Source organism: Hymenobacter siberiensis (genome assembly GCF_018967845.1).
Lineage (GTDB): Bacteria > Bacteroidota > Bacteroidia > Cytophagales > Hymenobacteraceae > Hymenobacter > Hymenobacter siberiensis.
Window position 1 is genome coordinate 2,516,248 of the sequence record NZ_JAHLZZ010000001.1, and the last position, 11,887, is coordinate 2,528,134.

Annotated in this window: 6 protein-coding genes; 1 reads left to right on the top strand and 5 read right to left on the bottom strand. The window is 62.6% G+C overall.

Annotated features, from left to right (window positions below; all coding sequences use genetic code 11):
- Positions 1 to 205: 205 nt before the first annotated feature.
- A complete protein-coding gene (locus tag KQ661_RS10890) occupies positions 206 to 1,855 on the bottom strand; it encodes a TldD/PmbA family protein (protein WP_216680645.1) in 1,650 nt (549 codons plus the stop codon).
- A 296-nt stretch (positions 1,856 to 2,151) separates the two neighbouring features.
- Here KQ661_RS10890 and KQ661_RS10895 point away from each other — a divergent pair, with 296 nt between their 5' ends.
- Positions 2,152 to 4,278 (top strand): molybdopterin oxidoreductase family protein, encoded by a 2,127-nt coding sequence (locus tag KQ661_RS10895; RefSeq protein WP_216686417.1) that lies wholly within the window; start codon positions 2,152 to 2,154, stop codon positions 4,276 to 4,278.
- A 46-nt stretch (positions 4,279 to 4,324) separates the two neighbouring features.
- Here KQ661_RS10895 and KQ661_RS10900 read toward each other — a convergent pair whose 3' ends face one another.
- The 4 genes from KQ661_RS10900 to KQ661_RS10915 form a co-directional block, all read right to left on the bottom strand.
- The gene (locus tag KQ661_RS10900; protein WP_216680647.1) at positions 4,325 to 5,131 is read right to left on the bottom strand and encodes a phosphatase PAP2 family protein; all 807 of its coding nucleotides are present in this window, start codon (positions 5,129 to 5,131) and stop codon (positions 4,325 to 4,327) included.
- A 182-nt stretch (positions 5,132 to 5,313) separates the two neighbouring features.
- Positions 5,314 to 6,780, bottom strand: coding sequence for an efflux transporter outer membrane subunit (locus KQ661_RS10905; protein WP_216686418.1), 1,467 nt, complete (start codon positions 6,778 to 6,780; stop codon positions 5,314 to 5,316).
- 121 nt (positions 6,781 to 6,901) lie between these two features.
- On the bottom strand, positions 6,902 to 8,086 hold the full coding sequence (locus tag KQ661_RS10910; RefSeq protein WP_216680649.1) for an efflux RND transporter periplasmic adaptor subunit: 1,185 nt from the start codon (positions 8,084 to 8,086) through the stop codon (positions 6,902 to 6,904).
- Positions 8,087 to 8,205: 119 nt separating this feature from the next.
- Positions 8,206 to 11,538, bottom strand: coding sequence for an efflux RND transporter permease subunit (locus tag KQ661_RS10915; RefSeq protein ID WP_216680650.1), 3,333 nt, complete (start codon positions 11,536 to 11,538; stop codon positions 8,206 to 8,208).
- Positions 11,539 to 11,887 lie beyond the last annotated feature (349 nt).

Genomic DNA, 11,887 nt, shown 5'->3' on the forward strand with positions numbered 1-11,887 from the left:
TCGTTGAACGGGCCTGACGATGCGAGCAAGATGCTTCGCTGCGCTCTGCATGACCGTTCGGGGACTTTCTAAACAGCTTCAGTGGGATGAAATTGAGAATGATGCATGAGATAGGAGCAAAGCGTGGCGGCTACGGCCGCTTACTTGTAGCGTCCTGAGCGGTCCATTTTCACATTCCCCACATTCAACACATTCCCCACATTAATTAAATCTTGCGGGCCGTATTAATCACGTTCACGCCATTAAACCGCGTGGTGGCCGAGCCGTGGCTTACGGCCGACACCTGGCTGGGCTGGCCCTTGCCATCAAAGAAAGACCCGAACAGCCGGTAGTCGCTTTCGTCGCAAATGGCGGCGCAGGAGTTCCAGAATTCCTGGGTGTTGGCCTGATAGGCCACGTCTTCGAGCATCTCGGTGATTTTGCCTTTTTCGATGGCGTAGAACACCTGCCCACCGAACTGGAAGTTGTAGCGTTGCTGGTCGATGGAGTAGGAGCCGCGCCCGGCAATGTACACGCCCTTGTCTACGTCCTTAATCAACTCGTCGACGCTCATTTTGGCTTTGCCGGGCTGCAGGCTCACGTTGGGCATTCGCTGGAACTGAACCGAGTCCCAGGAGTCGGCGTAGCAGCAGCCGTCCGATTCCTTCTGGCCCACGATGTGCGCCTGGTCCCGGATTTTCTCGTAGTCTACCAGCGTACCTTCTTTAATGAGGTCCCAGCGCTTGGTTTTCACGCCTTCATCGTCGTAGCCCACTGCGCCCAGCGAGCCGGGCTGCAGCTTATCGGCCACAATGTTCACCAGCTTCGAGCCGTAGGGAATGCCCTTGGCCTTCCAGTCGAGGGTGGCGAAGCTGGTGCCCGCGTAGTTGGCCTCGTAACCCAGCACGCGGTCGAGCTCCAGCGGGTGGCCCACGCTCTCGTGGATGGTGAGGCCCAGGTGGTTGGGGTCGAGCACGAGGTCGTACTTGCCCGGCGTTACCGACTTGGCGGTCAGCTTCTGCTTCACTTGCCGGGCGGCCAGGGCGGCATCTTCCAGCATGTCGTAGCTGTTGCGGTAGCCGATGAGGCCGGTGCCGCTGGCGCCCGCAATCTTATCGGCGGCCTTGGGCGTGAGGTACTCGTAGCCCATGCCCATGGGCGAGCTCAGGGCATCGCGGCTGCGAAACTTGCCACTGGCCCGGTCTACCCCCGAAACCGAAAACGTGGGCCAGATGCGGTGCACGTCTTGGTCGATGTAGGAGCCGTCGGTGCTGGCAAAATACTTCTGCTCGTTAATCTGAAACAGGGAGGAGTTGACGAAGCTGGCGCCGTTGTCGAGGGCCTTGGCGTTAGCGGCCAGCAGCAATTCAACTTTCTGCGCCACCGGCACTTCGAAGGCGTTTTGCTGGATGGGCGTTTTCCAGCTCACCTCGCCGTAGCCTTGCTGCGGGGCCAGCAACACCTTCTCTTTCTGCACCTTGGCGTTGGCCTTGGCGATGGCTACGGCCAGCTGGGCGGCTTTGGCCAGGCTGGCCTCGGTCACGACGTTGGTGGCCGCGAAGCCCCAGGTGCCGTTGGCAATCACGCGAATGCCCACGCCGTAGCTCTCAGTGCTGGCGATGTTCTGCACCTGCTTTTCGCGGGTGAAAATGCTTTGGTTGAGGTAGCGCCCGATGCGCACATCGGCGTAGCTGGCGCCGGCGGCTTTGGCGGCGTTCAAGGCCGCATCAGCAAGGCGTTTTTTCTGGGTGAGGTCGAGGCCGGGCTCCAGCAGGTGGGCGGGGTCAACGAGGGTGCCGCCGAAGCTGGGAAAGCCGGGGAGGAATAGGGCCCCGGCAGCCAGGCCGGATAGTCCTACAAAGTCGCGTCGTTTCAAAAGAGGGTAAGCGTTTTAGTGATGCAGGAAGCAGATTCGTAAAGATGGGACGAAATCTTAATCAAATAGACATGCAGGAGCGCGCAACGTTGCGTTGCTGGCGAAGGAAAGATAGAACGTCATGCCGAGCGCAGCCGAGGCATCTCGCGTGCCATAGTAACTCAATCGGGAGAACGGTCTTGATTACTGCTGCACGCGTTATGCCTCGGCTGCGCTCGGCATAACGTTCTTTACCTTGCTGCCCATTACCGCTCACGCGCGGACTCGCAGAGTCCACGGTACTTCCCACCCACTTCATGCCCATCGAAACCCACTACCGCGCCTGCAACCTCTGCGAAGCCATCTGCGGCCTCGAAATCACCCACGAAAACGGCCGCGTCCTCAGCATTGCCGGCGATGCGCAGGACCCCTTTAGCCGGGGCCACATCTGCCCCAAGGCCGTGGGCCTGAAGGATATTTACGAAGACCCTAACCGCCTGCGCCGCCCCCTGAAGCGCACCGCAACCGGCTGGCAGGAGCTCGACTGGGACACCGCGTTGGATGAAGTCGCTGCTGCCCTGCGCCGGCAGCGCGACGCTCACGGCCCGCACGCCACCGCTTGGTACGCTGGCAACCCCAGCGTGCACAACTCGGGCACTCAGCTGGCCGCGCCGGGCTTCCTGCGGGCGCTGGGCTCGCGCAGCCTGTTCTCAGCCTCGTCGGTCGACCAGCTGCCGCACCACTTTGCCGCCTGGCAGCTCTACGGCCACCCGCTGCTGCTGCCGGTGCCTGACCTCGACCGCACCGACCATTGGCTCATCCTTGGCGGCAATCCCCTGGTGAGCAACGGCAGCCTGATGACTGCGCCCGACGTGGCCAAGCGTCTGCAGGCCATTCAGGCCCGGGGTGGCAAAGTAGTCGTTATCGACCCGCGCCGTTCCGAAACCGCCGCCAAAGCCGATGCTCACCACTTCATTCGCCCCGGTACCGACGTGTTTTTACTGCTGGCGATGACGCAGGTTTTATTTGCCGAAAACCTGGTGAAACCCGGCCGGCTGGCCGACATCACGGATGGTATCGAAGCCCTGAACGCGGCCGTGGCTGAGTTTACGCCTGAGTACGTCGGCGCCGTAACGGGCATTGCGCCGGCCGAAATCCGCACGCTGGCGCGGGAGCTGGCAGCCGCTGAGCGCGGGGTTGTTTATGGTCGGGTAGGGGTGTCGGTGCAGGAGTTTGGTGGGCTGTGCCTCTGGCTGATAAATGCCCTGAACCTGCTCACCGGCCACCTCGATGAGCCGGGCGGCTACATGTTTGCCACGCCCGCGCTCGACGTGCTGGGCAAGCCGGGCCACTACAACCGCTACGACCGGTACCGCAGCCGCGTGCGCCAGGCCCCCGAGTTCATGGGCGAGCTGCCGGTGGCCTGCCTGGCCGAGGACATGCTCACGCCCGGCGAAGGCCAGCTGCGGGCGCTGGTCACGAGCTGCGGCAACCCGGTGCTGTCCACGCCCAACGGCGGGCAGCTCGATACCGCCTTGGCCGGGCTGGAGTTCATGGTGTCCATCGACATCTACCTCAACGAAACCACCCGCCACGCCCACTACATCCTACCGCCCGCCACCGGCCTCGAAACTGCGCACTACGATGTGAGCTTCCACGCTCTGGCCATTCGCAATACCAGCCGCTACTCCGAGCCGCTGTTTGCCAAAGACCCCGACGCGCGCTACGACTGGGAGATTTTTGAGGGCCTGCGCCAGCGCCTCGAAGCCGGCGATGCTTTCGATGCCGTTGCCGCGCCCGCCCCCGAAAATCCGGCAGCTAAAATCGACCTTGGCCTGCGCTACGGTGCCTACGGCCGCACTGGCCTCTCGCTCGATAAGCTGCGCGAAAACCCGCACGGCCTCGACCTCGGCGAGCTACAGCCGCGCCTGCCGGCCGCACTGCGCACCGAAAATCAGCGCATCAACCTGGCCGCCCCGCTCTTCCTGGCCGACCTGGACCGCGCCCGGCGGGTGCTGGCCGCCACTCCCGTCGCAACCGCCGACCAGCTACTTCTCATCAGCCGCCGCGAGTTGCGCTCCAACAACTCGTGGATGCACAACCTGCCGCGCCTCATCAAAGGCCGCAACCGCTGCACCCTGCAAATGAACCCCGTCGATGCCGCCGCCCGCCAGCTCACCGATGGTCAGCCGGTGCGTGTGCGTTCCCGGGTGGGTACCATCGAGCTGCCCGTCGAAATTACGTCCAGCCTCATGCCCGGCGTGGCCAGTATGCCGCATGGCTACGGCCACACCCGGCCCGGTACCCGGCTAGCCGTGGCGCAGGCCCACGCCGGAGCCAGCATCAACGACCTGACGGACGATGCTCGGCTCGATGAGCTGACGGGCAATGCGGCGCTATCGGCCGTGCCGGTGTGGGTGGAGGCAGCGCTTAATGAGGAATGAAGAATTACCCGGCTGGCAATTTCTCTTTCTTCATTGAGCAAAGCGGCTACTTTTTCGGCCGCCACGAAATGCTAATGCCCGTGGCACCGTTGCCGAAGTAGGCCGGCACCATTCCGACATCGCGGCCAATGGACTTGCGGCCCCAGCGGTTGCGGTGGCTCAGGTAAGCCAAGTGGGCGGAGAAGATGCCGAAGCCAGCGCCAGCCACCACGTCGCTCTGCCAGTGCTTGTCGTTAATCATGCGCAGGGCGGCCACGCTGGTGGCAATGGTGTACGCGCCCACACCGTACCACTGGCTCTTGTCGCGAAACTCGGTGTGTACGATACTGGCCGCCAGGAAGGCCTGCGCTGTGTGGCCCGATGGAAACGAGAGGTTGTCCTGGCCGTTGGGCCGCGTCTCATTGGCCAGGTACTTCACGGCAAACGTGGAAGCCAGCATAATGGCCTCGCCCTTGGCAATGATAAGCAGGGTGTTGATGCGGTCGTTGTGCGACTCTACGCCGGCAATGGCCACGGCGGCCAGCTCGAAGTAGGGGGCAATAATGAGCGTGTTATCAAAACCCGTGCTCACCGGCCGAAACTGCTTTTGCGTGAACTCCCGCGCACTGCGGTTGATGCCCGCATCGCCCTGCGCCGTGATGGCGCCGTAGGTTATCAGCGCGGCCGGAATAGCCAGGGCTCTGAATACCTTGCTTTTGAAAAAGGGAGCCTTCACCCCTGAAGACACACCGCCGGGGTTTTGATATTTTTCGGTAGTATCGGCTCGGGTAGGATTTACCTGGGCCTGTACCGGATGGATTGCCCCGATTAATAGTATAATGGCGGCAAAGCGGGTGATTAAAAAGGAGCGCATGAAAAAGAAATTGGAGTCAGATAAATTGCGGGTTCGTTCTTACGGACCTCTTAACGTAAACGTGGCATTAGTTTATGTTGAAAAATACAAATGTTTGATTTACAGATTAATTATAAAGTAAAAAAATCCTCATCGGCTTGACAGTGATTTTCAAATCGGTATGAAATCTCTAGGATAAGCTCCTATTCCCAGCCGCCGCCCAAGGCCCGTACCAAGGCCACGCTGGCCCCCAATAAATTGCTTTGCGCCTGGGTGAGCAGCGTGGCCGCATCGAGGGTCTGGCGGTCGGCATCCACTACCTCAAAGTAGTTGGTGAGGCCGGCTCGGTAGCGTTCCTTGGTGAGGGCGCTGGCCAGGCGGGCGGCGCGGTAGGCACGCTGGCGGGCCGCCACCTGGGCCTGGTACTGGCGCACATCGGCCTGGCTGGTTTCGGCTTCCTGAAACGCTACTAGGGCCGCCTGGCGGTAGTCGGCCACCAGTGCTTCGGCTTCGGAGCGAGCCACCTGCTCGTTGGCGCGGTTGCGGCCACCGTTGAAGACGGGAATGCTCACGCCGCCGCCCACGTAGTAGGTGTAGTTGTCGGCCACGCGGGCCAGGTCGCCGATTTTGGCACTCTGCGGGCCCAGAAAACCGTTGAGGCGCACAGTGGGCAGGCGCGTGAGCTTGGCTACATCCACGCGGGCGCTGGCGGCGGCGAGGCGACGCTCGGCCTGCTGCAAATCGGGCCGGCGGGCCAGCAGGGCCGCCGGCAGCGAAGCCGGCACCGCCGGGGCCACCAGCGGCCCGGCCTGCGGGGCCACCGCGAAACCACTGGCGGGCACGCCCAGCACCGTAGCCAGCGAGGCTTCGAGGCCCAGGCGCTGGCGGCGGGTTTCGATAACGCTGGCATCAACGTTGGCCAGCTCGGTTTCGGCGCGGTGCACGGCAATCTCATTGTCCACGCCGGCCTGGTAGCGGGCGCGGGTCAGGTCCAGGCTGTGCTGGCGGTCGAGGCGGGCGGTATCGAGCACCAGCAGCTGCGCATCGAGCCCGCGAAGGCCGAAATAGTAGGTCGCGGCATCGGCGGTGAGGGAGAGGAGCACGGTGCGGCGGTTGGCTTCCTGCACCTGCGCATCGGCCTCGGCGGCGCGGATGCTGCTTCGGATGCGGCCCCACACGTCGAACTCATAGCTGGCATTGATGGGAATATAATATTGGGTCTGAATCACCCCTAGGTTATTGGTAGCCACCGGAAACGGCACCGGCCGCAGCCCCGAGAGCCGCGAGCGGTACACCTGCGGGTCCACCGTCACCAGGGGCGAGCGGTAGGAGTTGGCCACCCGCACGTTGGCGCGGGCGCTTTCCACGCGGGCCAGGGCGGCTTGCAGGCTGAAGTTCTGCGCCGTGGCCTGCTGCTCCAGCGTATTGAGACCGGGGTCGTTGAAGAGCATCCACCAGCTGGCGGGCGCGGGCAGGTTGTTGACGGTGGGCGGGGCCGTGCCTGGTAGGGTGCTGCTGGCCACGGCGGCCGGCGGCGTGGCGGCCGTGGGGCTGTCGGCTGTGTTTTTCCAGGCTGCGGGGGTGGGCAGGCTGGGTGGCGCGTAGCTGGGCGGCCGCACGCAGCTGGCCAGCAGCAGGATGAGGAAGAAAGGGGAGAGGCGGAAGGTCATTTTTAGTTGTCAGTTGGCCCGGTCCGACCGCCCTAGGCGGTCCGACCGGTTGCCGTGGGGGCGGCATCGTTCTTACTTTAACCGGTCGGACCGCCTAGGGCGGTCGGACCGGGCCAACTTCCTATTTCACCGGCGACGACACGCGCGGGGCATCCGGGTCATTGGGCCGGGGCCTGGCGGGTGGGGGGCCAGCGGGCTTGGCGGGCGGGGTGAAGGCTTGGGTTTGCACGGCCTGGCCCTCGGTGAGGGTTTCGGCGGGGTTCAGTACCAGCAGCTCGCCTGCCTTCAGGCCCTGCGATACTTCGAGCTGGTTGCCGAAATCGCGGCCCGTGACGATGGGCTGGTAGTGGATTTTGCCGTCCTGCACAGTAGCCACGCGGCTTTCGGTGCCGCCGGGCACCAGGGCATTGGCCGGAATGATGACGCCGGGCGCGGTGCGTGGCAGGTAGAATTTCACCTGGGCGTAGCTGCCGGGGCGCAGCTCGCCGCGCGGGTTTGGCACCTGTACTTCGGTGAGCAAGGTGCGGGTATTGGGGTCGAGGGCCCCGGCATTGCGCACCACTTTGGCTGCGAAGGGCTTGCCCGCGAACTCCGGCACCAGGTAATCGGCTGTCATCCCGCTTTTGATGGACGGGGCGAAGTTCTGCGGTACCTGCACGTAGGCGCGCAGCTTGTCGGTCTGCTCAATCTTAAACAGCTGCGAGCCCGGCGCGTTGCTGGTGCTTACGAGGCTGCCTACTTCCACATTCCGCTGTGTGACAGTGCCGCTGAACGGGGCCGTGATGCGCCGGAAATCCTGCTGTGCCAGCAGCTGCTGCAAAGCGGCCTGCTGCACCGAAAACTGCGATTTGGCCACGTCCAATTCCTGCTTCGAGATGGCCCCGGGCAGCGCCACGCCCACCAGGCGGTTGTAGCTGGTTTTGGCCAGGCCGAGGTTGGCGCGGGCCTGGGCTACCTGCTGGTCGAGCTCGGGCGTGGTTACTTCGGCCAGCACCTGTCCGGCGCGTACTTTCTGGCCAATATCAGCGCTCCACGACTTCACGAAGCCGTTGGCCCGGGCAAATACGAAGGTTTCGCGCAGCGACTTGGTATCGGCGGGCAGCGTGACGGTGGTGGTATCGGGCGCGGCCTTGGCCTTGGCTACGGTAACCATTGGCACGGCATCGGTCTTTTGCTGGGCTTCGGCGTTTCGGGCTTTCTCCTGCTTGTGGCGTGGCATGTAGCCGAGCAGAAAAAGCCCGCCAAATACAGCGAGGACGATTAAAATTATCAGCCAGAACCGGCCGGAGGAGTTGGAATCGGACATTATCGTTAGGTAGTATTTCTGACGGTTTTAGCCCGCAGAAGTCGCAGAGGTTTACGCAGAAGTCGCAGAACGTTCAGCGTCATCTGCGTAAACCTCTGCGACTTCTGCGGGCTAAAATTCTAAGCCTGCGCCGTAGCCACGGGCTTTGCTTTTTTCAGATAGGAAAACATAATCGGCACAAAAAACAAGGTCGTTACCGTGGCCAGCATCAGCCCGCCAATCACGGCGCGGCCGAGCGGGGCATTTTGCTCGCCGCCCTCGCCCATGCCCAGCGACATGGGCAGCAGGCCGATAATCATGGCCAGGGCCGTCATCAGCACCGGGCGCAGGCGGGTGAAGCCGGCATCCAGCGCCGCATCGCGGGGGCTCAAATCGGGTTCTTCCTCGCGGCGCTCGTTGGCGAAGGTGACCAGCAGAATAGAGTTGGCCGTGGCCACGCCGATGCACATGATTGCCCCCATCAGGGCCGGTACGCTGAGCGTAGTCTGCGTCACAAACAGCATCCACAGAATGCCCGCCAGCGCGCCCGGTAGGGCGGTGATGATGATGAGTGGGTCCATCCAGCTCTGGAAATTGACCACCATCAGCAAGTACACTAATATGATGGCTCCGGCCAGGCCCAGGCCTAGCCCGGCGAAGGACGTGCGCATGGAATCGGCCTGCCCGCGCAGTGCCAGCGTGGTGCCTTTGGGTAGGGTTTTCTCCGTGTCGGCCAGAATTTTGCGGATGTCCTTACTCACGCCGCCCAGGTCGCGGCCGCTCACGCTGGCGTAGAGGTCCACGGTGCGCTGAATGTTGTAGTCCGACACCACGGCCAGCGTCTGGCTGCGGCGCAGGGTAGTGAAGTTGCTCAGCAGCTGGGACTGGTTCTGGGTGGCGCTGGTCACGCCGATATTGCCGATTTCATCGAGGGTGGAGAGGGCGCGGGGAGGCGTTTGCACGGCCACGGTGTAGCTCACGCCGGTGGCGGGGTTCAGCCACTGGTTGGGGTTGGTTTGGGTGCTGCTGCTCAGGTTCACGAGCACGTTGTTGGCAATGTCGCGCTGCGAGAGGCCGGCCTCTTGGGCCCGTACCCGGTCGATGTCGAGGCGCAGCTGGGGCTGGTCGAAGGCCTGATAGACAAAGGCATCGACCAGGCCAGGAATCTTCACGATTTTTTCCTTGATTTCGCCCACAATGCGTTGGTTGGCAGCCTTGTCGCGGCCAATCACCTGAATGTCAATCGGGGCGGGTAGGCCGAAGTTCAGGGTCTGGTTCACAATGTCGGCCGGCTGGAAGAAGATGATTAGGTCGGGGTATTGCTTGTGAATCTGACGGCGGATTTCGTTGATGTAGTCGCCCGTGGGGCCGTGCTCCTCCTTCATACTCACCAGAATCTCGCCGTCGCCGGCCCCGATGGTGGGGTTGTCGCTCAGCAGCAGGTTGATGGGGATAACCGGCAGGCCGATATTGGCTAGCACCAGGTCCAGCTCGTTGGCCGGAATCACCTGCCGAATCACGTTTTCGACCTGTCGGAAGCGCACCTCCGTCTCCTCCAGGCGGGTGCCGGTGGGCGTTCGCACGTGCAGGCGCAGCTGGCCGGCATCCACCGTCGGAAAGAAGTTCTGGCCAATGAGCGGAAACAGCCCCAGCGAGCCGATGAACAGCACCATGAACGCCACAATGACCTTCGGACGGTTGCTCAAGGCCCATGCCAGTGCCCCACCATACCCGGCGCGGAACTTCTCAAACTGATGCTCGAAGCCCTTGTGCAGCTTCCAGACCCAGGTTTGGGTGATGGCCGAGCCGGCCTCACGCTCCGAATCGGTGATTTCGTTTTCGGCTTCTTCCTCGGCCGTGCCGCTGGGGTGGGCTTTTTCGTACTGCTCGCGGCGGATGCGCTCCAGGTCGCGCTCTACCTGGCTCACGGGCTGGCCGTTGCGCTGGTGCTGGCTGGGCAGGTCGGGCTCTTCCTGCGCGTGGTAGATGGGTAACTCCTTGCGCAGTAGGTACATCACCAGCGTGGGCACCAGCGTCCGGCTGAGAATATAAGACGCCAGCATGGCGAAAATGACGGCCGTAGCCAGCGGCGCGAAGATGGCCGATGCCACCCCGCCCAGGAAAAACACCGGCACAAACACAATGCAGATGGCCAGCGTGGCCACCAGGGCCGGCGTCGCAATTTGCTGGGCACCATCGAGAATGCTGCGCTTCAGCAGCTTCTTCATGCCCATGTTGCGGTGGATGTTCTCGATTTCCACCGTCGCGTCATCCACCAGAATGCCCACGGCCAGCGAGAGGCCGCCCAAGGTCATGATATTCAGGGTTTGCCCCAGAATATTCATCATAATGATGCTGACCAGAATACTGAGCGGAATACTCGTCGCGATAATCAGCGTAGAGCGCCACGAACCCAGAAACAGCAGAATCATTAGCGCCGTGAGGGCCGCCGCAATGCAGGCTTCGATGATAACGCCCTTGATGCTGGCCCGCACGAAAAAGGACTGGTCAAACAGCAGCTTGATGTTCAGGGCCGGCGGCGCATTGGCCTGGATATTGGGCAGCGCCTTCTTGATTTTGTCGATGATGTCGAGCGTGCTGGCCGCGCCGCTTTTCAGAATGGGGATGATGGCCGTACGGCGGCCGTTCTGGCGCACGATGTTGGTTTGCACGGCCGCGCCCTCGTGCACGAAAGCCACGTCGCGGATGTACACCGTGGTGCCATCCACCGTCTTGATGGGCAGGTCGTTGAGCGTGGCAATGGCCTCGGGGCTGGAGTTCAGCTTCACGTCGTACTCCCGGTCGCCGATTTTGGCCGAGCCGGCCGGAATGATAAGGTTCTGGGCCAACAGGGCCGACACTACGTCGTTGCCGCTCAGGTTTTTGCCGGCCAGCTTATCGGGGTCAAGGTCGACCATAATCTGCTTGGGCTTGCCGCCGTTCGGCAGCAGTACCGAAGCCCCCTGCACCACCGCCAGGCCGGGCCGAATAAAGGCGTTGGCCGCGTCAAAGAGGTCCGACTCGCCCAAGGTTTCGCTACTGAGCGACGTCTGCGCAATTGGCACGTTGGAGGCCGAGTAGCGGATGATGAGCGGCGGCGAAATGCCCGGCGGCAGAATGCGCAGCAGTGTCTGGGTGATGGCCGTGAGCTGGGCCACGCCGGCATCAGGGTTGGAGCCGGGCTGGAAGAACACCTTAATCAAGCCCACGCCCTTTAGGCTCTGGCTTTCCTGGTGCTCCACGTTGTTCACGGTCGTCGTAATGGCGCGCTCCACCGGCACCACGATGCGCTGGTTCATCTCCTCGGGCGAAATGCCGGAGTAGCCCCATACCACACCTACCACGGGAATCGGAATGTCGGGAAAAATATCCACTGCCATCCGCTGAATGGTGAGCCCGCCGCCCACCAGGATTAGCAGCGCCATCACCACAAAGGTGTAGGGACGCGCCAGCGCCAGTCTAACTATCCACATATCGTCCGTTTTCTAGGCCCGCCGGTGCGCCGCATCGGCTGCAAGGGCTCTTAACTCCTGCGCACGGGTCTTTGTTGAGTTGATGGCGCAAAATTAACCTCTTCCTCCTGCCAAAGCCGCTTTCATCGACGGGAAGGGGGTGTTTTATCGACGGAGGCCGTCGATGTACCAAAAGCATCACTGCTGGCGCGAGTTTAGCGCAGCGTAACTCGTGACTTATTGTGTGGGGGAGGCTGCGCCTCCCATAGAGCGGCCCGTTGGAACGGTGCGACCGGCTTGCCGCTGGCGCGGCCGGGGAGGCGCAGCTTCCCCATCATGGCAAGTCACGAGTTACGCTGCGCTAAACTCG

Excerpts from the sequence above, each read along its gene's own strand:
- KQ661_RS10910 (WP_216680649.1), bottom strand. The coding sequence starts at position 8,086 with ATGTCCGATTCCAACTCCTCCGGCCGGTTCTGGCTGATAATTTTAATC.
- KQ661_RS10895 (WP_216686417.1), top strand. The coding sequence starts at position 2,152 with ATGCCCATCGAAACCCACTACCGCGCCTGCAACCTCTGCGAAGCCATC.
- KQ661_RS10915 (WP_216680650.1), bottom strand. The coding sequence starts at position 11,538 with ATGTGGATAGTTAGACTGGCGCTGGCGCGTCCCTACACCTTTGTGGTG.
- KQ661_RS10905 (WP_216686418.1), bottom strand. The coding sequence starts at position 6,780 with ATGACCTTCCGCCTCTCCCCTTTCTTCCTCATCCTGCTGCTGGCCAGC.
- KQ661_RS10900 (WP_216680647.1), bottom strand. The coding sequence starts at position 5,131 with ATGCGCTCCTTTTTAATCACCCGCTTTGCCGCCATTATACTATTAATC.